Below are 21,962 nucleotides of genomic sequence, written 5' to 3' on the forward strand. Positions count from 1 at the left end.
GCGATCAGCCCTCGATCCGCGTCCACTGCCCTTCGGAGACCACCTCGGTCGTGCCGTCCACGACCACGATCGCCGTCTGGTCGTCCATGACGTAGGCCGGGACGCCGATCTCGGCGGCCCACCGCTGCGCGTTGGCCAGGGTGTTGGTCGGGAAGACGTCCAGGTGCGGGAAGATCGAGAAGTCGACGACGCCCAGGGTGCGGTCGTCGGGCGCGGACGGCCACTCGACGAAGAACGACCCGATCCGGGGCGTCATCACCATGCTCCCGGCGCTCACTCCGACCCAGACGGTGTCCGGCAGCGACGGCAGCAGATCGGCCAGCCCGGACTCCCGCATCCAGTGCGCCAGGTACGTCGCGTCGCCGCCGTCGACCAGGAGCACGTCGGCCTCGCGCACCCAGGGAACCCACCGCTCCGCGCCGATGGTGGGCAGGGCGGTGAGCTCGAGGACTCCGAGCGACGCCCAGCCCAGACCCGAGAAGTGCTGGAACCCGGGCTCGGCGGCCACCAGGCCGCGCACCGACGTCGGTCCGCACATCGGGTGGCCCCACTGCGCGGTCGGGACGACGAGCGCGGCGCACTCGGAGATCGGCTTGCCGAGAAGCTGCTCGAGCGCCGTGCGGATGCTGGGGTTGGTGACGCCTCCTGACGTCAGCAGGAGCTTCACGGTGCCTCCGAGGTCGCGCGGACGAGGGATGTGCCGCGGTGTCGAGATGCAGGACGGTGCGCGGCTCACCGAGAAATTGTCCGCGCGAGACGCTTTCCTACCTTCAGGGCGCGTCGGCCTGCAAGGGGTCGCGCGGACGAGGGGGTGGCGCGTGGGAGGTGTCGTCGGTGGTGTGCTGGCGATCGCTGCCCTGGTGCTCGTGTGCGCCGTGCCGGTGCTGCTGTCGGTGCGGCGGCGGGCCGTCGACGAGGTGGTGACCCTGGCGTCGGCCGACGGACGGTCGGGGCTGGCGATCCACCCCGAGCGCGGGCACCGGCTGCTTCCTCTGCTGGCGTGGGCGTTCGCCCTCGGCATGCTGGCCGTCGGTGTCGGGTACCTCCGATCGGCCCCGTACGCAGCCGCTGTCTTCCTCGCCGTCGGGGCCTTCTTCGTCTACCTGGCCTGGGCCCGCGCCACGGGACGGGCCGGCGACGGCACGCTGACGCTCACCGTGGAGGGCATCCACCAGCTGTGGGGCGGGTCGGACGTCTTCGTGCCGTGGGACGACGTGCGCGGTCTGGTCACCACGCGCAGGGAGTTCATCGTCGAGACGCACCGCCCGGCACGGCGCCGTCGCACGCTGCCGCTGCTCGGCGGACGCCGAAGGATCGTCCAGGCCGACGCCATCTCGATGCCCCACACCTTCCTCCCCCCGCTGCCGTACCAGGAGATGATCGAGCTGTACGCCACGGTCCCCGAGTCGCGGCAGGAGCTCACCACGGACGAGCCGGTGGAGCGGGCACGCCGTCTCCTGCGAGAGGACCGGGCCGGCCGCGCGTCGGAACCGTCATAGCGGCCGACGGAACCCCCCGGGCGGGCGGCCACGAGGGCGGCAGGGCCGGAAGGCCCTGGTGGTGCAGGTCAGCGTCCCGCGAGCCTTCCCATGGAGAAACTCGCCAAAAGAATCGGGGAACCCGTGCTGACCGCCGCGACCGCCTGGACCGCCCTCTCGTCGGCGACCTCGCCGCCAGGGACCGGCTCCGGGGGTGAGGCGAACCTCGTTCTCCCGGACCTCAGCACGGTGAGCGTGATGGGTGGCGTCTCCGGACGGCTGCTGCTCGGGCTCGGGCTCGTCGTCTGCGTGCTCGGTCTCGGCTTCGGGATGCTCGCCTTCGTCCAGCTGCGCCGCCTGCCCGTGCACGGGTCGATGCTCGAGGTCTCCGAGCTGATCTACTCGACGTGCAAGGCGTACCTGGCCCAGCAGGGAAAGTTCCTGATGATGCTGTGGGCGTTCATCGCCGCGGTGATCGTCGTGTACTACCGGTTCCTCATCGACTTCCCCTGGGGCCGCGTCGCCATCGTCATCGCGTTCAGCCTGCTGGGCATGGCGGGCTCCTACGCCGTCGCGTGGTTCGGCATCCGCGTCAACACGTTCGCCAACTCGCGCACCGCGTTCGCCGCGCTGCGGGGCGGTCCGCTGCCCGTGCACCGAATCCCGTTGAAGTCCGGCATGTCGATCGGCATGGTGCTCATCAGCCTCGAGCTGCTGATGATGCTGGTCATCCTGCTGTTCCTCCCGCGCGAGATCGCCGGCGCGTGCTTCATCGGCTTCGCGATCGGCGAGTCGCTGGGCGCGGCCGCGCTGCGCATCGCGGGCGGCATCTTCACCAAGATCGCGGACATCGGCTCCGACCTGATGAAGATCGCGTTCAAGATCAAGGAGGACGACGCCCGCAACCCCGGCGTCATCGCGGACTGCACGGGCGACAACGCGGGTGACTCGGTGGGCCCGAGCGCCGACGGGTTCGAGACGTACGGCGTGACCGGGGTCGCCCTCATCACCTTCGTGCTGCTGGGGGTGCACGACCCGGTCGTCCAGGCCACCCTCCTGGTCTGGATGTTCGCCCTGCGCGCGGTCATGATCGTCGCGTCGGCCGTCGCCTACCTGGTCAACGACCTGTGGGTCCGCCGGCAGTACCGGACCGCGACCCGCATGAACTTCGAGACCCCGCTGAGCTCGCTCGTCTGGATCACCTCGGGCATCTGCATCGCGGCGACCTACGCGACGACGTACCTGGTCCTCGGCACCGGGCCGACCGCGAGCCACTGGTGGGTCTTCGCGACGATCGTCGCGTGCGGCACGCTCGCCGGGGCCGTGATCCCCGAGCTGGTGAAGGCGTTCACCTCCACCGGCAGCCGTCACGTGCGCGAGGTCGTGATGAGCTCGCGTGAGGGCGGACCGTCGCTCAACATCCTGTCGGGCCTCGTTGCGGGCAACTTCTCCGCCTACTGGCTCGGGGTCACCATCGTCGGCCTCATGGGCGGCGCGTACCTGCTGTCAGGGATCGGGCTGTCCGCGCTCATGCTCGCGCCCGCGGTCTTCGCGTTCGGCCTGCTCGCGTTCGGCTTCCTCGGCATGGGTCCGGTGACGATCGCGGTGGACTCGTACGGTCCCGTGACCGACAACGCGCAGAGCGTCTACGAGCTCTCGATGATCGAGGAGATCGACGGCATCGAGACCGAGCTGGCCCAGGACCACGGGTTCGCGCCCCAGTGGGACCGCGCCAAGACGATGCTCGAGGAGAACGACGGCGCCGGCAACACGTTCAAGGCGACCGCCAAGCCCGTGCTCATCGGCACCGCCGTCGTGGGCGCCACCACGATGATCTTCTCGATCATCATGGGCCTGACGGACGGCCTGACCACCGGCCTGCAGAACCTGTCGCTCCTGCACCCGCCGTTCCTGCTCGGCCTCGTGATGGGCGGCGCGGTGATCTTCTGGTTCACCGGCGCCTCGATCCAGGCCGTCACCACGGGCGCCTACCGCGCGGTCGAGTTCATCCGCACCTCCATCCGGCTCGACGGCGTCACCAAGGCGAGCGAGGCCGACTCCCGGCGGGTCGTGGAGATCTGCACCCAGTACGCACAGCAGGGCATGCTCACGATGTTCCTCGGCGTGTTCTTCGCGACGCTCGCCTTCGCGTTCGTCGAGCCGTACTTCTTCATCGGCTACCTGATCTCCATCGCCATCTTCGGTCTCTACCAGGCGTTCTTCATGGCGAACGCCGGCGGGGCCTGGGACAACGCGAAGAAGATCGTCGAGATCGACCTGCACGCCAAGGGCACGGCCCTGCACGAGGCGACGATCATCGGCGACACCGTCGGCGACCCGTACAAGGACACGTCGTCGGTCGCGCTCAACCCGGTGATCAAGTTCACGACGCTGTTCGGCCTGCTCGCCGTGCAGCTCTCGGTGCAGCTCGTGGACGACGGGAAGCACACGCTCGTCGCCTGGCTGGCCGCGACCTTCTTCGTCGCGTCGCTCGTCTTCGTCTACCGCTCCTTCTACAGCATGCGGATCCAGTCGACCCTCTCCGAGGGCGATGCGCCCGCAGAGCCGAAGGACGACGGCGACGGCACGCCCCACGTCGTCGAGGTTCCCGACGCGACGACCGCCGGCGACCACCGACTCGTCGAGACGATGGCGGGTGACCGGTGAAGATCGCGATCAACTACCCGGACGCGCGCGTCGGTCCCGACGGGCACGTCGCGGACCACGACGCCGGCTCGACCTTGGTGCGGCGCCTGCTGCGGATCTTCCCCGGGTCGGCACTGATCGGCGACGACCCTCGCAGCGGTGTGGGCTTCGCCGTCCGCCCGCTCGAGCTCGTCGACCCGTCCGAGACCGTCGTGATCAACATGGCGGCCCTCGAGTCCACGAGCATCTGGCGGACCCTGGCCCGCTCCGGACGCGAGCCGAAGATCATGAACTTCATCTGGAAGAACACGTCCAGCCTCAACCACCCCGTCGAGCGGGCAGGCATCGCGCTGTCCTGCGCACTGTTCCCCACGTTCGCCAACTCCGAGCGGACCGCGGGCGAGGTCCAGGAGATGATCGACCGCTGGACGATCCCGGCGATCGCGGAGAAGGCCGAGGTGTCGTGGGTGAACCTCGGCATCCGGCTCGACCACGTGCTCCCACGACGCGACCCCGACGTCCCCGTCGTGCTCTACCCGGCCATCTACCTGTCGGAGCGCAAGCAGCCGCAGGTGTTCCTCGACGTGGTCGAGCGGCTGGCGCGGCGCACCCCCCTGCGCGTCGAGGCCCGGCTGCACGAGTCGCACCTCGCGTCGGAGGCAGCCATGCGCCTCTCGCTGCGCGACTGGGCCTGGGTCGGCCCGCTCACCGCAACACGCGAGGACTACTGGGCGGCACTCGCCCGCACCACCGCGTTCCTGGCGACCGCGACCGACGAGTCCTACGGCCTGGAGTACATCGAGGCCCTCGTCGCGGGCGCCGTCGGCGTCCTGCCCGACCGTCCGTGGGCTCGCGCGATCCTGCCGGCCGGCTACCCGTTCCTGTACCGCACGACCGCCGAGGCCGAGGCGATGCTGCTGCGGGCGGTCACCGAGCCGGACGCCTGCCGTCGGGAGGCCGATGCCGCCGCCGGCGGGAGCTTCGCGCAGTGGCTGCGCGCGCGGCACAGCGACGACCGGTTCGACGCCGCCATCGTCGAGCAGGTCGAGCGCTGGTTCGGCGGATAGGACCGGCCGCGGACCGCCCAGGACGGGTCGGTCAGCGGTCGAGACCGGCCGCCGCCTGGGCCGCCGCCTCGATCCTCGCGCGGTGGGCGGCCCAGCCGGCGTCGTCGACGTCGATCGTCCTGGCCACGTCCGCGCCGACGGTGCCGTCCAGCTGCTCCCGCACGATGTCGGCGTGGCCGGCATGGCGGTTGGTCTCCACGAGGACGTGCACCAGCACGTTGAACAGCCGCACGTCCGGCCGCGGCCACCAGGGGACGTAGCCGGGCGCGTCGATCGGCAGCGCGTCGATGGTGGCGTCCGCGTGCCTGCACGCGCGCTCGTACCCCCCGACGATGTCGGCGCGCGACTCGTGTGCCTCCACCCACAGGCTGTCGCGGTTCGCGTAGCCGGGATCGTCGTACCGCGGCAACGTCACGGAGTACGGCCGACCGAAGACCGCCCCGAGGTACCACGCCTCGGTCATGGTCAGGTGCTTGACCAGGCCGAGCAGATTGGTGCCGGTCCTCGTCAGGGGACGCCGTACGTCGTACTCGGAGACGCCGTCCAGCTTGCCCAGCACCGACTGCCGGGCGGCTCGGATGTCGTCGTGAAGGTACGCCTTGGCGAAGTCGTCGACCATGCCGGCCAGCGTCACACCCCGCGCTGGACTTGGCGAGACCCGGCCCGCGCGTAGAGCTCCAGCTCGGCACGTCGCCGAGAGCGTTCTCGGCGTGAACCGCCATGCTGCGGTATGAGCAGCGTCAGCCGGCGGGTCGCCGAAGCCGTCGCTCGCGACTTCGGGGCTCACGCACCTGACGTGGTGCGGCGCCTCGAGAAGCTGTCGCTCCACGGGAATCCCGAGCACGAGCGCGTTCACGCGGCGATCGTCTTCTCGTCGATGGGGGACCTGTGCGAGCTCGATAAGGCGGCAGCGCTTGCGGCGCTCGACTGGCGCGACGTGCTCGTCCATGCCGGGCTTGCCGACGCGGACTGGCCGAACCGTCTCGACGCGAAGCTCGGCCCCACCAACTCCGGAATCGCCCACAGTCCACCGACCGCGAGGCCACGAGCCGCGGGCAGCTGAGCCAGCACATGACCTTGGTCCCGGCGGCGCCGCACATCGAGGACCGACACTGGATCGTCAGACTACGGACGAGGGACTGGATTCGCGTGAACGTGAGCACAGCAGATCAAGCGCAGGGTGGGTCACCGTCGGCGGGATGGCATCCCGACCCCCTCGGCTCGGGCCAGATGCGCTGGTGGGATGGCCAGCAATGGACCGATCGATTCCAGAGCACGGTGGCGAGCGGCAACCAGCGACCGCCAGGATCGTCGTCGTACGTTTACCACACCGAGCTGCTCAGCATGACGGAGAAGTGGATCGGACGGACCGGTAGCGGCAGCCATAACTCCTCAGTGCACATTGCACAGCGCTTGACGGACCTCTCTTCACAGGGGTGGGAGTTCATCACGACGACGCGAGTACCGGTCGTCGGCAAGGTCTTCAAGGCCGACGACGCCCGGACCCTCACGGTGGCGATCTTCCGGCGTCCGGCCCAATAGGACCGCCCCCGCGTTCCCCGCGTGTCGAGGCCGCCCGCGGTCTAGGTTGGCGAGCGCTCGGTCGGCCGCACCTGATGTCGGCGGACAGCGTCACGCGGCACCCTGTGTCCATCCGGGACACGGTCGGGAGACGTCGACACCCCGAGCTCCCCGGAGGACCGATGAAGCCGCACACGAGCACGGCCGGCTCCCCCCGCCGCAGGGCTGCCGTCGGGGTCGTCGCGGTGACCCTCACGGTCGGGGCCGTCGCGAGCGCGTACGCGCTCGCGGACAACGACCGGCCGGCCGCTGAGGTCACCGCGGGCGACGCCGCGCCCCAGGCGGCGGCGGACGTCGCGGCGGTGGCGACGGACGAGCCGACGGCGGCGGACGTCCTCGCGGGGGCGGACGAGTACACGCAGGAGCGGTCCGACGCGTTCTGGGATGCGGGCTACTACATGCAGGACGCGAACGCGCTCGCCGACCTCTGGCACGTCGAGGTCATCGAGGCCAAGGGGCGGGCGGGACAGATGCTGCTCGACGGGCAGCCCGTGCCGATCGCACCGGGCTCGTCGCTCGACCTGACGGATCCCGACACCATCGCAGAGCTCGAGGCGGAAGCGTACTGGGACGCGGGCTACACGGGTGACGACGGCACCGCGCTCGCGGCGCTGTGGAACGTGGATGTCTACGAGGCCAAGGCCACCGCCGGCAAGATGCTCCGCGCCGGGGAGCCACTCCCGATCCCGCCGAGCGGCACCCCGGTCTCCTGACCCCCGCAGTGGCATGCTGACCGCATGCTCGAGGTGCTCACCGGCACCGGCCTGGCGACCGCGGCCGGTCTCAACGCGTACATCCCCTTGCTCGTCATCGGCGCGCTCGCGCGGTGGACGGACCTCATGGACACACCCGCAGGGTGGGAGTGGCTCACGAACGGGTGGGTCCTGGCGGTGCTGGCCGTGCTCCTGGCGCTGGAGATCGTCGCCGACAAGGTGCCCGGCGTCGACAGCGTCAACGACATCGTGCAGACGGTCGTGCGGCCCGTCGCGGGTGGCATCGCATTCGGTGCGGGCTCGAGCTCGCAGACCGCCGTCGTCACGGATCCGGAAGCGTTCGTCGAGTCCGGCCAGTGGGTGCCGATCGTCATCGGGATCGTGCTGGCCCTCGTCGTGCACGGCGCGAAGGCCACCGCGCGACCGCTCGTCAACGCCGCGACGCTCGGCGCCGGCGCGCCCGTCGCGAGCACGGTCGAGGACGCGACGAGCGTCGGGCTGTCGTTCGCGGCGATCCTGGCGCCGCTGCTGGTCCTGGTCGCTCTCGTCGGGCTGGTGGTCGTGTGGCTCCGGATCCGCCGCCGGCGCCGGCGTGGTCGGGTGCCGGAGGGGACGTCGCACGAGGTCTCGCCACCGCCACCCGCGGTCGACCTCCCGTAGCTGCTGCGTGCGACCTCGGTCGGCGCGGGGTCCTGCTCATGCCCGCGGCACGAACGGGTTGCCGTAGGCGGGAGGGCCCGATGGCCGTTCGCCCTGCGCAGACCGGTCGTGGGCGCCCTGCGGCTGGGCGGGCACGTGGCGGTGTCGGCGGACCCGGCTCAGGACGAGGACGTTGGCAAGGTGGAACACGCCGAGCAGGAGAGCGACCGCCCCGAGCTTGGAGGCCAGGGCCTCGATGGCCTGCTGGGCTGAGTCGACCGGCTGGCTCACCCGGAGCATGAGCGACACGAAGCCGAGGTTCACGAGGTAGAACCCGACGACCAGGAGCCGGTTGGTCGCCGCGGCGACCTTCTCCTCGCCGTGGAAGACGTCGATGAGGAAGACCTCCCCGTTCCGCGTGAGGGTCCTGGCGACCCAGATCGTCAGCGCGACGCTGACGACGATGTAGACGAGGTAGGTGATGACGGTGGGGTTCATCGGGTCGCTCCTGGGCGCGGGCGGCAGCCGAGTGGTCGTCGGCCAGTTGAACGTGTTCAACTCCTCGGACGTAGCCCGCAGTTTGAACATGTTCAAGTGACGCTGGTCACGGTGGGTGAGGGGCGCCGAGAGCGGTGAGCCGGTCGGCGACGTCCATCGCCAGGGCGAGCTGGTGGTCCAGCGCGGGTGCGCTCCCCCACCAGGACACCGACGTGACGACGAGCCCCTCGCGGGTCACCTGGATCGACCAGAGCTCGGCGGGACGCACGATGCCGTCGCCGTGCACGGCATCCGGCCAGTGCTCGACCCGGTGCCGGAGCCCGGCGTCGAGGATCCCGTGCGGATCCGTGTACGCGTACCGCTCCTCGGCGGCGGGCGACGAGGAGCGTCCTGCGAGGCGGCCGAACCAGGCCGCGATCCGGCGCAGGTCGGAGTGCGGTCCAGGCCGGTGCACGTCGAGGGTCGGCGACCCGGCAGGGGGCACCGTCCGCAGCGCCGGGCAGACCCACCTGACGAACGAGGCGGGGTTGTTCTCGCCGTCCGGGATGCCCTCGCTGAGATCGCAGTACCAGGCCGGAGGCTCACCCGCGGGCTGGAGGCGAGCCGTGTGCGCGCCCCTCCGGGTCACGACCAGGCCGCGAGCGCGCGCCACGTCGTCGATGAAGCCGTGTGACGGGGCCGGCACCATCACGTCGCCGTGCGCAGGGCGTCGTCGGAGGTCAGCAGGACGACGTGCCCGTCCGGGTCGTCGACCATCGCGGCGTACGGCCCAGACGTCTGCTCGGGTGGCATCCGCCCGTGGTACCCGGCGGCGGTCAGCGTGGCATACGCGGCGTCGACCGCGGCGTCGTCGCCGAGGTAGAACTCGAACAGCGCCCCGTAGCCCGCGCCCGTCGGCAGGGCGTGGTCGGCGTCGTACCTGGCGGCGAACACGGTGTCGAAGAAGATCGTCACGCCGCTGCCCATCCGGTGCAGGACGAACGGCTTGGCATCCTCGGTCGCCGGGATGTCGAGACCGAGCAGCCGGTAGAAGCGCAGCGCGGTCGGCATGTCCCGCACGATCATCCCGACCATGCTCAGCTGGATCTCCACCGTCAGGCCTCGGGCAGGAGGGCGACCGCCTCGACCGAGACCAGCAGACCGCGAGGCAGGACCACGTTCGCGGGCGGCGACCGGGCCGGCGGCGGCGTCGGCATGTGGCGCGCGTACACGGCGTTGAGCGCGGCGAAGTCGGCGACGTCCGCGTAGAAGATCGTCGTCTTGACCAGGTGGTCCATCGACGAGCCGGCCGCCTCCAGGGTCGCCGCGATGTTGCGCAGCGCGCGCTCGGTCTGTGCCTCGATCCCGTCGGCGACGGCCCCGGACACCGGGTCGATCCCGGCGGTGCCGGAGACGAAGACGAACCCGCCCGCGACGATCGCCTGGCTGTAGGGTCCCAGCGCTGCCGGGGCATGGTCGGTGTGCACGGCCTGTCTGTTCATAGGGCCTGCCTACCACTGCCGTCCCGGCGGGGGTGGGTGGCTCAGTGACCCGCCGTGTCGAACGCGGGCGCGAACCGCAGCTCGCCGCTCGGCGAGGGGCCCGAGAAGGCGAGGTGCTGGACGATGGCCCGGTCCAGTCCTTGGTGCGAGAGCGGACCGTTGCCCGTGAAGCCCATCCGCCCGTAGATGTCCGGATCGCCGATCAGCGCGCACCCCCGCGCCTCGCGGGCCCGCAGCCGGCGCAGACCCTCGGCCACGAGCGCCCGACCGATACCCCGCCGTTGCCGGTCGATCCGGACGGAGATCGGCCCGAGCCCGAACCAGCCGTCGTGCGACCCGTCGATCGTCACGGGCGAGAACGCGACGTGCCCGACGACGTCGCCCTCGTCCTCCGCCACCAGCGAGAGGGTCAGGTCGCCGGACGCCCGGAGCGACCGGATGATCGGCGCCTCGGAACCGTCGCTGAACGACTGCGGCTCGAAGGCGTCGACGGTCAGCCGATCGATGGCGTCGACATCGTCGGGGCGTTCGGGTCGGATCAGCACCGTCGTCTCCTGCTCGCGGACGCGCCCAGCTCGGGCGCGCCTCGCAGCGTAGGTCCGGGTGGCGCGCAGCCGAAGCGGATATGCCACGGCGCGGCATCGGCGAGCGCCCTGGGACGGGCCGGCCGACCGGGAGTCCTCAGTCGGTCGGCTCGACCGCCACCGGGTCCTCCACGAGCTCGCCGGGCATCGGCCCGTCGCCGTCCTCGCCGGACTCGGTGCCGACGGGCGTGGAGTCGCCCGAGCCGTCGGACTCGGCACCCGCCGCGAGCACCTCCGGGGTGACCTCCTGCTCGAGGGTCGGGTACCCGTAGCCGCCCTCCTGAACCTCGGCGTCCGGGTCCTGCGGTGTGTCGCTCATGGTCGCCCTTCCGTCGCGGACTAGATCCCCATCGTCGGCGCCTGCGCTGTGCCGCGCCATCCGGACGTCGTGCCGAGGTGTGTGAGCATGAGGCATGGCCGTCCTCGAGGATGTCCGCCCGCTGGGCACGGAGCTGGAGCGGTCCTACCCGGTCTACGTGCGCGGTCGGCTGAAGTTCCGCGTCAAGCAGATCGTCTATGTCGCGTTCTCCCTCGACGAGCGCGTCATGGGCTTCGCCTTCCCTCGCGAGGAGCGGGCAGCACTCGTGGCGAGCGACCCCCGCACGTTCCAGCTCCCGGGGGAGTCCGACCTGCGGTTCAACTGGGTGCACGCCGACCTGGCGGCGCTCGATCCGACCGAGGCGCGCGAGCTCGTCGTCGACGCCTGGCGCATGGTCGTCCCGCAGAAGATCTCCCGCGCCTACGACCTCGCCCATCCTGCCGGGCCCGGCAGCACCTGAGCATTTGCAGCGACGTGGCGCCGTCGAGATGCACGCCCGCCACGCGTGACCCCGGCGCACCCCGGGGGCACGGTCAGCACCGTGGGGCCGGCTGGAGGGAGCCGGCCCCACGGTGTGCTGTGGCCGCTAGGAGGTGCAGGCCTGGCCGTCGAGCCGGAACTGCAGCGGCGCCTGGGCAGCACCGGTACCGGTGACGACCAGGGTCGCCTTCTTGCCCGGTGCCAGGGTCGGGAACGCTCGGGGCGCCGTGACCGTGACCGCGTTGCCGGACTGCACGAACGAGCCGCCGACGACCGTCCGGACCCGCTGGTTGCCCTCGAACTCCCAGGACAGGTGCCAGGGGCTCAGTCGCTGCGTCCCGCGGTTCTCGACGGTGAGGGCAGCGACGAAGCCGCGGTTCCTCGGTCCGCCGACGCTGGTACCGATCATCCTGACGTTGCAGGTGAGCGGGTTCAGCGGCGGGGCGGCGAGGGCGATGAGCTCACGAGCCTGCTGGGTGAACCACTGACCGGCCGCAGGGTCGGCCATGCCACGCTCGGGGTCGAGCGGGCCGGCCGTGCCGCGGAAGCACTGGCCGTCGGACTCGCCGGGCACCTTGATCCAGAGGTAGGCGTCGACGAGCGCGGAACCGGTCGAGGTGGTCGGACGGACGCCGAGCCCGCGGTCGGGCGGGTTGCACCAGTCCTCGTGCGCCGGGTAGACGTCCGGCGGGTACTGCCACGGCCCCAGCCCGTTCCGGCTGGTGTCGATGACGAACGTGGCGGTCGGCTGGACACCCCCGAGGATCGAGGCGTAGCGCGAGTCGACCCCCGCGGTGCTCAGAGTCGGATCGGTGGCGTCGGGCGTCCACCGGCCGTACTGCGACATCGCGACGCCCTGCCAGTCGGTGGCCGGCCCGCCGTTCCAGTACTGGTTGCCGCAGCTGGCGTAGTCGCCGGGGACGACCTCGGTGGCGTAGGCGATGCACGACGAGACCCAGGTTCCGTAGGCCGTGCCGTTCTCGGTGAACTGGTAGTTCGACGCGTTCAGGAAGAAGCCGGTGGCCTTCTGCACGCCGGCCTTGACCAGGCGGTCGCTGATCTCGCCGACGTTCAGCCACGCCGACGAGGTGCCGTCGAGGTAGACCTTCACGTTGGGCAGTGCCGCGAGGACGTCGACGGCGTGGTTGAGCTGGGCGAACCGGGCTGCGGTGGCCGTCGCCGGGTCGATCTCGGCCGGCTGGCACCAGTCCATCGACCCGTCGAGGTTCGTGTAGTGCGGGATGATCCCGAGACCGTCGGGTTCGAGGATGACCGTCGCCGACCGGTTGCCGATCCCGGCGGCGAACCCGTCGATCCACGCGGAGTAGGCCGCCGTGTCCGCGGCGCCACCGGCCGAGTACTGCGCGCAGTCCCGGAAGGGCAGGTTGTAGGCGGCGAGGACCGGCAGCTGACCGACCTTCGACGCGGCGGACACGAGCCGGTCGACGTCGGCGCGCACCTCCTGCGGCGTGCCGCTGGTGAACCAGGTCGCGGACGGGACGCTTCCCAGCAGCTGCGCATCCGCGCGTGCCTGCCCGCTGAGGGTCTGCGCGGCCTCCAACGTCGAGCTGTGCGGGTCGGCGTAGAACGTCGTGCCCGTCTGCGGGGCGGGCTCGGCCGCGTGGGCGGGGGCGAGCATCGTCAGCGAAGCCGCGAGCGTCGCGGTCGCTGCCAGGGCCGTGCGGCGCATCGGGGCGCGGGTGCGGGGCATGTCTCTCCTGAGTCATCGTTGACCGGGCAAAGTGGGACCGCTCCCACATATTTCCAGTCATTCTGCGCATAGCCGGACCAACACGTCAACGCCCCCGGGTGCCCCAATTCGGGTGACTTGGGCAGAGGTCACCTCGCACCGAGCGTGCGTCGGTGGAGTCTCGGCACACGCGCGCGGCCGTGCGGCCCCCGGGGCGACGCCGGCTCCCATCGGCGCAGGCCAGACCGGCGCGCCAGTAGGCTCGACCGCATGGCAGACCCCACCACGGCTGGTCCTGGAGACGGTCACCGCGAGGGGTCGCCGGCGCCGGGCTCGCCGCACTCGCCCCGGGTGGCGACGCTCGACGAGGTGGCCCTGCGGGCCGGGGTCTCACGGTCCGTGGCGTCGCGGGCGATGAACAACGCACGCAACGTGAGTGCGCCGAAGCGGGAGGCGGTCGCCCGCGCGGCGAGCGAGCTCGGATACGTCCCCAACGCGACTGCCCGTGCCCTGGCGACGAACACGGTCGGGTCGGTGGTCCTCGCGGTCTCCCACGACGACCCTGCGCTGTTCGGGGATCCGTTCTTCTCCCAGGTCCTGGTGGGGGTGGCCGCCGCCCTCGACAGGTCGGAGCTGGACCTGACGCTCATGCTCACGTCCTCGGAGCGGGGGCGCGCACGGCTCGAGCGGCTGCTGCGGTCGCGCCGGTCGGACGGCGTGATGCTGATGGCCTTGCGGAAGGACGACCCGCTGAACCGGGTCGCGGCCGCGACCGACCTGCCGGTGGTGCTCGGTGGCCGCCCGTTGGACGCGGAGGCCCGGTGGTACGTCGACGTCGACAACCGTGGGGGTGCGCGCCTCGCCGCCGAGCACCTGCTGAGGTCGGGCCGACGGCGCCTGGCCACGATCGCCGGGCCTGACGACCTGCACGCATCGGTCGCCCGCCTCCAAGGTTTCGCCGACGCCTTGGCAGTGGAGCGGCTGCCCGCGGACTGGGTCGAGCACGCAGACTTCACCTACGAGGGAGGCGCGCGAGCGATGACGCGGCTCCTGGCGGCGCACCCGGACCTCGACGGCGTGTTCGCCGCGTCGGACAACATGGCCTCCGGGGCGCTGCGTGCACTGAAGGCGGCCGGCCGCCGGGTCCCCGAGGACGTCGCCGTGGTGGGCTACGACGACCTGGAGATCGCGCGCCACACCGAGCCGGCGCTCACCACGGTCAGCCAGCCGATCCGCGGGCTCGGCCAGGAGATGGCCACGATGCTGGTCCGCCTGATCGACGGAGACACCCCGACCCCGATCATCCTGCCCACGCGCCTGGTCGTGCGCGGCTCGGCGCCCGGCCCGACGTGATCGTCGCGCCGGGCGCCTGACCAGCCGCGGTCGGGCTCAGTACTTCGTGTACTTCACCCAGTCGTAGGTCGCGGTGCGCTGCCCGGAGTACGTGAACTTTCCGAGCCAGCTGTCGACGCCGGTCCCCGGCCACAGGTTCATCATGATGCGGCCCGGGTTGGTCGGGAGCTTCCCCCGCGAACCGTTCTCCTGCTTGACGAGGCGGCCGTCGACGAACCAGTTGATGGTGCCGCCGTTCCACCACTCGAAGGCGTAGTTGTGGTAGCCCGCAGCGGCGTCGAACCCGAGGTTGATCACGGACTCGTGCCCGCCGACACCGTTCGTGAAGTAGTTGGTCTGCATCTGCCAGGTGTTCTTGCCCAGGATCTCGATGTCGATCTCGTCCCAGGGCTTGCCGTCGCTCGGTCCCGTGTAGGTGAAGAACGAGCTGACGGTCCCGGCACCACCCGAGGCGGCCTTCATGCGGACCTCGTAACGCCCGTAGGAGTACACGTCGGTGGTGCGGTACTCACCGGAGGCGTACGGCTTGCCGGAGCAGCCGCTCGGGCAGGGGGTGGTGTTGAGGTTCAGTCCCATGACCCCGCCGCTGTGCCAGACGTGGTCCGCGCGCCAGCCGGTGTTGAACATCGAGCCGTTGCTGTACCCGTTGGCCTTGGCCCACCGGGACGTGTTGAAGCTGTCGAGGTTGTCGACGAAGCCGCCACCGGCGGCCTGGGCGGGCGTCACGAACGCCGGGGTGGCCGAGAGGCCGGCCACCAACGCCGTGACCAGGAGCCATCGGTGCAGCGTGGAGCGGTGATGATGCGTCGCCATTGATCGCATGTGTTCCTCCATCGGTACGGGTGCTTCGTGTCGTCCCGGCGTCGGCCGGGGCGTCTGCTCCTTCTCAGGTGCCGGCCTGATCAGGCCTGCTCGTACGCGCTCCACCGGTCGCAGCGGCGCGCCGCCGTGGATCGCACTGGAAATAGTTGGAACCGGTTCCAGTTCGACCATGCTCGGGGTTGACGAGCGCCGGGTCAAGGTCCGTAGGGGTGACGCGTTGGCTGATCGGTGCGCGAGCCTGATCAGGCGTTCGGGGCCCCAGGGCCACGCGACGCGCAGCGTCGGTGCCGGTTCTGGTTGGTCGGCTGCGGTCTCGCCCTATGGTCAAATCGGACGAATCCACTTACTGTCCTGTCAGTAAGTTATCCAGGACGAGGCAACGGCGCCTCTCCCAGGTGAATTGCACCGGACTCACAAGGTCGTGATCGTCCCGTGCGCGCAGGTCGACCCCTGCCCGCGCGCCCCTCCCCGCCGCACCAGCGGCGGTGCATGCGCCAACCTTCTGCAGCTCCCAAGGAGCGTCACCATGACCCGATCTGCTGGGACCGCCTACCTCATGGCGCCCACGCCGCTGACACGACGCCTGCTCATCACCTTGTTGACCGCGTTTGCGATGCTCCTGTCGTACGCGACCGTCACGCCGCTCGTCCCCACCGCGCACGCCGCGGGCCCACTGATCTCGCAGGGCAAGCCCGTGACGGCGTCGTCGACGGAGAACGCCGGAACCGCCGCGGCGAATGCGGTCGACGGCAACGCCGGCACCCGCTGGTCGAGCGCGTTCTCCGACCCGCAGTGGATCCAGGTCGACCTGGGCGCGACGGTCGCCATCGACCAGGTGGTCCTCACCTGGGAAGGGGCGTACGCACGCGCCTACCAGATCCAGGTCTCCACCTCGGCGACCGGACCGTGGACGAACGTCTACTCGACGACGACCGGTGACGGCGGCGTCGACACGCTCGCGGTCACCGGCTCCGGCCGCTACGTCCGCATGAACGGCACCCAGCGGGCGACGGGCTACGGCTACTCGCTGTGGGAGTTCCAGGTCTTCGGCGCCGGCGACCCGCCGCCCCCGACCTGCAACACAGGCGTGAACGCAGCGTTGAACAAGCCTTCGTCCGCGTCGTCGACGGAGAACGGCGGCACCCCCGCCGCGAGCGCCTTCGACTCCAGCACCACCACCCGGTGGTCCAGTGCCGCCTCCGACCCGCAGTGGGTCCAGGTCGACCTCGGCAGCACGCAGAGCATCTGCCGAGTGGTGCTCAGCTGGGAGGCGGCGTACGGCCGGTCCTACCAGGTCCAGTCGAGCGACTCGCCCACGGGCCCGTGGACGAGCCTCGCCACGACGACGACCGGTGACGGAGGCGTGGACACCCTGACCGTCAACGGCAGTGGACGCTACGTACGCATGACCGGCACCGTCCGCGCGACGGTCTACGGCTACTCGCTCTGGGACTTCCAGGTCAACATCGGAGGCACCGTGACCCCCACCACCTGCGCCTCCCAGCCGACCGTTCCCGACTTCGGCCCGAACGTCCGCATCTTCGAGGACAGCACGCCGGACGCCACGATCCAGGCCTCGCTGAACGAGGTGTTCGAGGCCCAGAAGGACACGCAGGCCCACCAGTTCCACGACCGCCGTGACGCGCTCCTGTTCAAGCCCGGCTCGTACAACGTGTACGCGAACATCGGCTTCAACACCTCGATCCAGGGCCTCGCGCAGAACCCCGACGGCGTCACCATCAACGGTGCCGTCACGGTCGACGCGTTCAACGCGAGCGACGCCGGCAACGCGACGCAGAACTTCTGGCGCAGCGCCGAGAACATGACGATCAACACGAACGGTGGGCGCAACCGCTGGGGCGTGTCCCAGGCCGCACCGTTCCGCCGGATGAACGTCAACGGTGGCCTCGACCTGTTCCCGGCGTCCTACGGCTGGTCCTCGGGCGGCTACATCTCGGACACCCGCGTCACGGGCTCCGTGGAGTCGGCGTCCCAGCAGCAGTGGTACAGCCAGAACAGCACCTTCGGCAGCTGGAGCGGGTCCAACTGGAACATGGTCTTCGCCGGCGTGAACGGTGCCCCGGCGACGAACTTCTCCACCGCGCCGAGCGGCGTGCACCACACGAACGTCGGCAGCACGCCGGCGTCGCGTGACGTCCCGTACATCTACTTCACCAACAACGAGTACCGGCTGTTCCTGCCGAGCCTGCGCACCAACGCAAACGGTCCCAGCTGGGCCGTCGGCGCGCCGACCCCCGGGACGTCCGTCAGCTTCAACCAGGTGTTCGTGGCACGTCCGTCGGACAGCGTCGCGACGATCAACGACCGCATCGCCGGTGGCTGCCACGTCGTCTTCTCGCCGGGCGTCTACAACCTGTCCGCACCGATCGTCGTGAACCGGGCCGACACGGTCCTGCTCGGCATGGGCTACGCCACGCTCGTCCCGCAGGGCGGCGTGACGGCCATCTCGATCGGCGACGTCGACGGTGTCCGCGTCAAGGGCATGTTCATCGACGCCGGCACCACCAACAGCACCTCCCTGATGACGGTCGGCACCACCGCGGGCATCGGCACCAACCGTGCCGCCAACCCCGTCACCGTGCAGGACGTCTTCTTCCGCATCGGCGGCCGCGTGGCCGGGAAGGCGACCAGCTCTCTCGTCGTCAACAGCAGCAACACGATCGTCGACCACACCTGGATGTGGCGAGGCGACCACGGCAACGCGGGCACCATCGGCTGGACGATCAACACCGCTGACACCGGCCTCGTCGTCAACGGGAACAACGTCCTGGCGACCGGCCTGTTCGTCGAGCACTACCAGAAGAGCGAGGTCATCTGGAACGGCCAGGGCGGACGGATCATCTTCTTCCAGAACGAGAAGCCCTACGACCCGCCGAACCAGGCCGCGTGGATGAACGGCTCGACCCAGGGCTACCCCTCGATCAAGGTCGCGAACAACGTGACCTCGTTCCTGGGCCAGGGCCTCGGCAGCTACGTGTTCTTCCAGGCGAACCCGTCGGTCAACCTCTTCTCCACCTTCGAGGCGCCCGTGAACCCGAACGTGCGCTTCCAGAACATGGCCATCGTGTCCCTCGGGGGCGTCGGCAGCATCTCCCACGTCATCAACGGCACCGGCCCGGGGGTGAACAGCGGCACGAACAACGCCTACATGCTCAGCTACCCGTGACGAGGAGTACCGCTCTCCGCACGAGTCGTCGGTGACGTGCGCCGGCCGGCCCCCGTCTGACGAGCCGGCCGGCTCGCGCCTGGAGTGGCGTGCCATGCGCGCGACGGGAGCGATGGCGGTGGTGGCCCTGGTGGCCGCGGCCGGCGTGCTGGCCGCGTGCAGCGACTCCCTGTCGCAGGACGAGGGACGCGTGACGTCGGCGTCCGACGTCAGAAGAGGGTCAGCTCGTCCTCGATCGCCGCGGGGGCGCGGACCGGAGCCGGCGCGCGCGCCACGACCGCGCCCGGTGCGCCGTCGGCACCCGAGGTCAGCACGCGCGACGCCAGCCACTGCAGCGAGTGCAGCTCCGTCTCGGCCAGCGCGTCGTGCAGGACCTGCGCGTCGACAGGCAGCAGCCCGCGCCCGGCCGTCGCGCCGAGGCCCAGCCCGAGGTCCAGGTCCGTGCGCATCGTCATCAGCTCGAGGTTCTGCCAGAACGCAGCCCGCCCGTCGGCGTCCGCGAGCTTCTTCACGCACGCCTTGCCCAGCACCTCCGCCACGCGGGCGCCGTCGTTGGTGTCGACGTCCGCGAACGCGGCCTCGACGGACCCGAAAGCGTTCAGCAGCGCGACGCCCGTCTTCTCGCCGATGCCTCGGATGCCCGTGAGGTTGTCGGATGCGTCCCCGCGCATCGCCGCGTACTGGCGGTACTGCCACGGGTCGATGCCGAGGAGGATGCGCAGGCGTGCCGGTGTCAGCACGGGGGAGGCCTCGACACCGCCGTTGATGATCCGCAGGACGGACGTCGTCTCCGTGATCAGCGCGAACGCGTCGCGGTCGGACGTGCAGACGACCGTGTGCCAACCCGCCTCCGTCGCGACCGACGCGGCCGACGCGAGGACGTCGTCAGCCTCGAACCCTTCCGGGGTGACGACGTGCAGGCCCGCGGCCCCGAAGACGTCGACCGCGAGCGCGAGCTGCGTGACCAGGTCCGCGTGCTTGTCGGTGCGGTGCGCCTTGTAGTGCGGGTGGGCCGCCTTGCGCCTGCTGCTCCGGGCGTCGTCGAACCCGATGACGACCGCATCGGCAGCGACCCGGTCGACGGCGCCGAGGATCTGCGACAGGGCGCCCTTGACGGCCCACGTCGGCCGCCCGTCGCGCGTGCGCAGCTCGGTCCCAGCCAACGCGTGGAACGAGCGGTGGAGCAGGGAGTTGCCGTCAACGGCCAGGAGGGTCTTCGTCATGGGGGTCGGGCGGCTGGTGCCGACCGGGTCCTTTCTCGGTGCGCCCTCCAGGGTAGGTGACGCCGGTCCTCTGCCAGCCCCCCGGTGTCCGCCCGCGGCGAACCATCTGCGCCTCGCCCTGCCGGTCGCACCTGGTGGACGGAGACTGGTCGGCATGCAGACACGACACCTCGGAGACGTCACGGTCAGCGCCATCGGGCTCGGCGGGATGCCTCTGTCGATCGAGGGACGCCCCGACCGCGAGCGTGCCCTGGCCACCATCCACGCCGCGCTCGACGCGGGCGTCACGCTCATCGACACCGCGGACGCCTACCACCTGACGGCGACCGACGTCGGCCACAACGAGTCCCTCATCGCCGAGGCCCTGAGCACGTGGGGCGGTGACACCTCGGACGTGCTCGTCGCCACCAAGGGCGGCCACCTGCGCCCCGGCGACGGCTCCTGGTACGTCGACGGCTCCCCCGAGCACCTGCGGCGGGCGCTCGACGCGTCGCTCCAGCGGCTCGGCGTCGAGGCGATCGGCCTCTACCAGTTCCACCGCCCGGACCCGGCGGTCCCCTATGCCGAGTCGGTCGGCGTGCTGGGCGAGTTCCTGGACGCCGGCAAGATCCGCCTCGCGGGCATCTCCAACGCCAACCCGGACCAGATCCGCGAGGCGCAGACGGTGCTCAGCGGGCGACTGACGTCGGTCCAGAACCAGTACTCGCCGGCGTTCCGCTCGTCGCAGGCCGAGCTCGACCTGTGCGCGGAGCTCGGCCTGGCATTCCTGCCGTGGAGCCCGCTCGGCGGCATCAGCAGGGCGTCCGCGCTCGGCGACACCCACGGCGCGTTCGAGCGCATCGCGACGACGCACGGCGTCAGCCCGCAGCAGGTCGCGCTCGCGTGGGAGCTCGCGCAGGCGCCTGTCGTCATCCCGATCCCGGGATCGTCGCGCCCGGCGACGATCCAGGACTCCGTCAGGGCCGCAGAGCTGATCCTCGCCCCCGAGGAGATCGTGGAGCTCGACGCGGCCGCGTCGTGATCGTCCCGTCCGACCCGCGGTACAGGAGCGCTCCGTCGCGCACGGAGCCGGGTCCCGCAGCGACCGGCTGAGCACCGGGTGGTCGCTCCCCCGACGGGGAGCTCCTAGCCGCTCTGCGGGGCGCCAGCCCGAGCCATGTCCCGCCGGACCGGGAGCTGCTGGTATCCGGCCGCCCGGTAGGTGGCAACTGCGGACGCCCGGTCGGTGCAGACGGTCGCGCTCGACGAGCCGAGCTCCCTGAGGTGGGCTGCCGCGGCGAGGCACACCCCGCGGCCGTAGCCGCGCAGGCGATGCTCGGGGTGGACCCCCAGCGGCTCGAGCAATCCCGGCCGACCGTGTCCGGCGGACCAGACCGTGACACCTGCGACCGGTACGCCTGCATCGTCGTACGCGAGCAGACAGCCGGCGTCGGCGTACGGCAGCCCGGCCGCCATGGTGTGCCACAGGTGATCGGTGAACCGCGAGCTGCCCCACGCGGCCCGGTGGACGGCGGTGAACTCGGACACCTGCGCATCCGCTACCACGGCGACCCGTACGCCGGCCTCCTCCACCGGTGCGCTCAGATCGCGGCGCAGAGGCGTCCACGCGTCGCTGGCACTCCAACCGGCGCCCGGCAAGCGCTCCTTGACGAGCGAGCCGTCAGGCGCCTCGACGGCGACCTTGCCCGCCGGCAGGACACCGCACTCCGGCCGGGAGAGGTCCGTGACCACCCGGTACGCCACCTCCTCGTCACGCCACAGGTGAGGGGCGACGGTCATCCGGAACACGTCGGGACCGTCCAGGAGCCCACACGCGACGATCTCCCCGTTCGACCGCCACACGCGGAGCGCGGCCGCGAGCGCCTCCGGCCCGAACCTCCAGAACCAGCCCAGGTCGCCCGGATGCAGCTGGATCGGCAAGGCGTCCTGCTGCCACTCCCGCAGGGCGCGGTCCACGCTGCCGAGCTCGTCGACCTGGGGGGTGCTCAACGCGACGGCCACAGGCTGATCCGACTCCACGGACACCCGTGGCACAAGTGAATTGCCAGCAGGCCGACCTTGTCCGGCGCGGGCCTTCCCCGTGCGGTCAGGGAGGAGGGGCAACGGCCGAGGGGGGCGCCGTGACGGCGCCCCCCTCACCTGCTGTGCGAGTGGGTCAGCCGACCTTGACGAGCTGCCACTGCTGGTTGGTGCCGTTCCAG

Annotated in this window: 23 protein-coding genes; 11 read left to right on the forward strand and 12 right to left on the reverse strand. The window is 70.9% G+C overall.

The genetic code is table 11. The annotated features are described in order from the left end of the window. Positions 1-4 precede the first annotated feature (4 nt). Positions 5-667 (reverse strand): Type 1 glutamine amidotransferase-like domain-containing protein, encoded by a 663-nt coding sequence (locus tag ASD16_RS17405; protein ID WP_055920711.1) that lies wholly within the window; start codon positions 665-667, stop codon positions 5-7. A 151-nt stretch (positions 668-818) separates the two neighbouring features. Between ASD16_RS17405 and ASD16_RS17410 the strand changes: the two genes are divergently transcribed. The 3 genes from ASD16_RS17410 (at position 819) to ASD16_RS17420 (ending at position 5,191) form a co-directional block, all read left to right on the forward strand. Beyond that, entirely contained in the window at positions 819-1,499 is a 681-nt protein-coding gene (locus ASD16_RS17410; RefSeq protein WP_055920377.1) for a hypothetical protein, read from the forward strand. Between the two features lie 90 nt (positions 1,500-1,589). Then, the gene (locus ASD16_RS17415; protein WP_082570937.1) at positions 1,590-4,145 is read left to right on the forward strand and encodes a sodium-translocating pyrophosphatase; all 2,556 of its coding nucleotides are present in this window, start codon (positions 1,590-1,592) and stop codon (positions 4,143-4,145) included. Then, complete coding sequence (locus ASD16_RS17420) at positions 4,142-5,191, forward strand: glycosyltransferase (protein ID WP_055920380.1); 1,050 nt, start codon at positions 4,142-4,144, stop codon at positions 5,189-5,191. Before ASD16_RS17415 ends, ASD16_RS17420 begins: the two co-directional genes overlap by 4 nt. 31 nt (positions 5,192-5,222) lie before the next feature. Here ASD16_RS17420 and ASD16_RS17425 read toward each other — a convergent pair whose 3' ends face one another. Beyond that, positions 5,223-5,810, reverse strand: coding sequence for a DinB family protein (locus tag ASD16_RS17425; protein WP_055920714.1), 588 nt, complete (start codon positions 5,808-5,810; stop codon positions 5,223-5,225). A 111-nt stretch (positions 5,811-5,921) separates the two neighbouring features. On the opposite strand from ASD16_RS17425, the gene ASD16_RS17430 reads away from it, so the two are divergent. From ASD16_RS17430 to ASD16_RS17445, 4 genes are all read left to right on the forward strand, one after another. Beyond that, the gene (locus ASD16_RS17430; protein WP_055920383.1) at positions 5,922-6,254 is read left to right on the forward strand and encodes a hypothetical protein; all 333 of its coding nucleotides are present in this window, start codon (positions 5,922-5,924) and stop codon (positions 6,252-6,254) included. Positions 6,255-6,340: 86 nt separating this feature from the next. Then, positions 6,341-6,733 (forward strand): DUF2510 domain-containing protein, encoded by a 393-nt coding sequence (locus ASD16_RS17435; protein ID WP_162250316.1) that lies wholly within the window; start codon positions 6,341-6,343, stop codon positions 6,731-6,733. 161 nt (positions 6,734-6,894) lie between these two features. Then, positions 6,895-7,485, forward strand: coding sequence for a hypothetical protein (locus tag ASD16_RS17440; RefSeq protein ID WP_055920389.1), 591 nt, complete (start codon positions 6,895-6,897; stop codon positions 7,483-7,485). Between the two features lie 24 nt (positions 7,486-7,509). Beyond that, positions 7,510-8,145: a DUF4126 domain-containing protein gene (locus ASD16_RS17445; RefSeq protein ID WP_055920392.1), complete on the forward strand. Its 636-nt coding sequence runs from the start codon at positions 7,510-7,512 to the stop codon at positions 8,143-8,145. A gap of 36 nt (positions 8,146-8,181) precedes the next feature. Here the strand turns inward: ASD16_RS17445 and ASD16_RS17450 are convergent, their stop codons facing one another. The 6 genes from ASD16_RS17450 to ASD16_RS17475 form a co-directional block, all read right to left on the reverse strand. Further along, on the reverse strand, positions 8,182-8,622 hold the full coding sequence (locus ASD16_RS17450; RefSeq protein WP_055920394.1) for a hypothetical protein: 441 nt from the start codon (positions 8,620-8,622) through the stop codon (positions 8,182-8,184). A gap of 106 nt (positions 8,623-8,728) precedes the next feature. Then, complete coding sequence (locus ASD16_RS17455) at positions 8,729-9,307, reverse strand: hypothetical protein (RefSeq protein ID WP_157453986.1); 579 nt, start codon at positions 9,305-9,307, stop codon at positions 8,729-8,731. Positions 9,308-9,309: 2 nt separating this feature from the next. Beyond that, complete coding sequence (locus ASD16_RS17460) at positions 9,310-9,714, reverse strand: VOC family protein (protein WP_055920402.1); 405 nt, start codon at positions 9,712-9,714, stop codon at positions 9,310-9,312. A gap of 2 nt (positions 9,715-9,716) precedes the next feature. Beyond that, positions 9,717-10,103, reverse strand: coding sequence for a Rid family detoxifying hydrolase (locus tag ASD16_RS17465; RefSeq protein WP_055920405.1), 387 nt, complete (start codon positions 10,101-10,103; stop codon positions 9,717-9,719). 41 nt (positions 10,104-10,144) lie between these two features. Then, positions 10,145-10,648, reverse strand: a complete 504-nt coding sequence (locus tag ASD16_RS17470; RefSeq protein ID WP_055920408.1) for a GNAT family N-acetyltransferase — start codon at positions 10,646-10,648, stop codon at positions 10,145-10,147. A gap of 136 nt (positions 10,649-10,784) precedes the next feature. Then, the gene (locus ASD16_RS17475; RefSeq protein WP_055920411.1) at positions 10,785-11,006 is read right to left on the reverse strand and encodes a hypothetical protein; all 222 of its coding nucleotides are present in this window, start codon (positions 11,004-11,006) and stop codon (positions 10,785-10,787) included. A gap of 94 nt (positions 11,007-11,100) precedes the next feature. On the opposite strand from ASD16_RS17475, the gene ASD16_RS17480 reads away from it, so the two are divergent. Next, positions 11,101-11,466, forward strand: coding sequence for an MmcQ/YjbR family DNA-binding protein (locus tag ASD16_RS17480; protein WP_055920414.1), 366 nt, complete (start codon positions 11,101-11,103; stop codon positions 11,464-11,466). A gap of 126 nt (positions 11,467-11,592) precedes the next feature. Here ASD16_RS17480 and ASD16_RS17485 read toward each other — a convergent pair whose 3' ends face one another. Further along, the gene (locus ASD16_RS17485) at positions 11,593-13,197 is read right to left on the reverse strand and encodes a glycoside hydrolase family 6 protein (RefSeq protein ID WP_200942981.1); all 1,605 of its coding nucleotides are present in this window, start codon (positions 13,195-13,197) and stop codon (positions 11,593-11,595) included. Between the two features lie 249 nt (positions 13,198-13,446). Between ASD16_RS17485 and ASD16_RS17490 the strand changes: the two genes are divergently transcribed. Further along, positions 13,447-14,529, forward strand: a complete 1,083-nt coding sequence (locus ASD16_RS17490; protein WP_082570938.1) for a LacI family DNA-binding transcriptional regulator — start codon at positions 13,447-13,449, stop codon at positions 14,527-14,529. A gap of 36 nt (positions 14,530-14,565) precedes the next feature. On the opposite strand, the gene ASD16_RS17495 is transcribed toward ASD16_RS17490, so the two are convergent. After that, positions 14,566-15,351: a glycoside hydrolase family 16 protein gene (locus tag ASD16_RS17495; RefSeq protein ID WP_055920421.1), complete on the reverse strand. Its 786-nt coding sequence runs from the start codon at positions 15,349-15,351 to the stop codon at positions 14,566-14,568. 526 nt (positions 15,352-15,877) lie between these two features. Here ASD16_RS17495 and ASD16_RS17500 point away from each other — a divergent pair. Beyond that, positions 15,878-18,538, forward strand: coding sequence for a discoidin domain-containing protein (locus tag ASD16_RS17500; RefSeq protein ID WP_200942982.1), 2,661 nt, complete (start codon positions 15,878-15,880; stop codon positions 18,536-18,538). 209 nt (positions 18,539-18,747) lie between these two features. Here the strand turns inward: ASD16_RS17500 and ASD16_RS17505 are convergent, their stop codons facing one another. Further along, a complete protein-coding gene (locus tag ASD16_RS17505) occupies positions 18,748-19,761 on the reverse strand; it encodes a 5'-3' exonuclease H3TH domain-containing protein (RefSeq protein ID WP_055920427.1) in 1,014 nt (337 codons plus the stop codon). A 154-nt stretch (positions 19,762-19,915) separates the two neighbouring features. On the opposite strand from ASD16_RS17505, the gene ASD16_RS17510 reads away from it, so the two are divergent. Continuing rightward, entirely contained in the window at positions 19,916-20,782 is an 867-nt protein-coding gene (locus ASD16_RS17510) for an aldo/keto reductase (protein ID WP_055920430.1), read from the forward strand. Between the two features lie 104 nt (positions 20,783-20,886). Here ASD16_RS17510 and ASD16_RS17515 read toward each other — a convergent pair whose 3' ends face one another. After that, positions 20,887-21,762: a GNAT family N-acetyltransferase gene (locus ASD16_RS17515; RefSeq protein WP_055920720.1), complete on the reverse strand. Its 876-nt coding sequence runs from the start codon at positions 21,760-21,762 to the stop codon at positions 20,887-20,889. Positions 21,763-21,962 lie beyond the last annotated feature (200 nt).

Source organism: Cellulomonas sp. Root485 (assembly GCF_001426705.1).
In the GTDB taxonomy this organism is placed as follows: Bacteria; Actinomycetota; Actinomycetes; order Actinomycetales; family Cellulomonadaceae; genus Cellulomonas.

Bases quoted from the DNA above. Each gene is read 5' to 3' on its own strand.
- ASD16_RS17425 (WP_055920714.1), bottom strand. From the start codon at position 5,810: ATGGTCGACGACTTCGCCAAGGCGTACCTTCACGACGACATCCGAGCC.
- ASD16_RS17430 (WP_055920383.1), top strand. From the start codon at position 5,922: ATGAGCAGCGTCAGCCGGCGGGTCGCCGAAGCCGTCGCTCGCGACTTC.
- ASD16_RS17450 (WP_055920394.1), bottom strand. From the start codon at position 8,622: ATGAACCCCACCGTCATCACCTACCTCGTCTACATCGTCGTCAGCGTC.
- ASD16_RS17510 (WP_055920430.1), top strand. From the start codon at position 19,916: ATGCAGACACGACACCTCGGAGACGTCACGGTCAGCGCCATCGGGCTC.
- ASD16_RS17480 (WP_055920414.1), top strand. From the start codon at position 11,101: ATGGCCGTCCTCGAGGATGTCCGCCCGCTGGGCACGGAGCTGGAGCGG.
- ASD16_RS17445 (WP_055920392.1), top strand. From the start codon at position 7,510: ATGCTCGAGGTGCTCACCGGCACCGGCCTGGCGACCGCGGCCGGTCTC.
- ASD16_RS17490 (WP_082570938.1), top strand. From the start codon at position 13,447: ATGGCAGACCCCACCACGGCTGGTCCTGGAGACGGTCACCGCGAGGGG.
- ASD16_RS17505 (WP_055920427.1), bottom strand. From the start codon at position 19,761: ATGACGAAGACCCTCCTGGCCGTTGACGGCAACTCCCTGCTCCACCGC.
- ASD16_RS17475 (WP_055920411.1), bottom strand. From the start codon at position 11,006: ATGAGCGACACACCGCAGGACCCGGACGCCGAGGTTCAGGAGGGCGGC.
- ASD16_RS17500 (WP_200942982.1), top strand. From the start codon at position 15,878: ATGACCCGATCTGCTGGGACCGCCTACCTCATGGCGCCCACGCCGCTG.
- ASD16_RS17465 (WP_055920405.1), bottom strand. From the start codon at position 10,103: ATGAACAGACAGGCCGTGCACACCGACCATGCCCCGGCAGCGCTGGGA.
- ASD16_RS17485 (WP_200942981.1), bottom strand. From the start codon at position 13,197: ATGCCCCGCACCCGCGCCCCGATGCGCCGCACGGCCCTGGCAGCGACC.
- ASD16_RS17495 (WP_055920421.1), bottom strand. From the start codon at position 15,351: ATGCGATCAATGGCGACGCATCATCACCGCTCCACGCTGCACCGATGG.
- ASD16_RS17415 (WP_082570937.1), top strand. From the start codon at position 1,590: ATGGAGAAACTCGCCAAAAGAATCGGGGAACCCGTGCTGACCGCCGCG.
- ASD16_RS17440 (WP_055920389.1), top strand. From the start codon at position 6,895: ATGAAGCCGCACACGAGCACGGCCGGCTCCCCCCGCCGCAGGGCTGCC.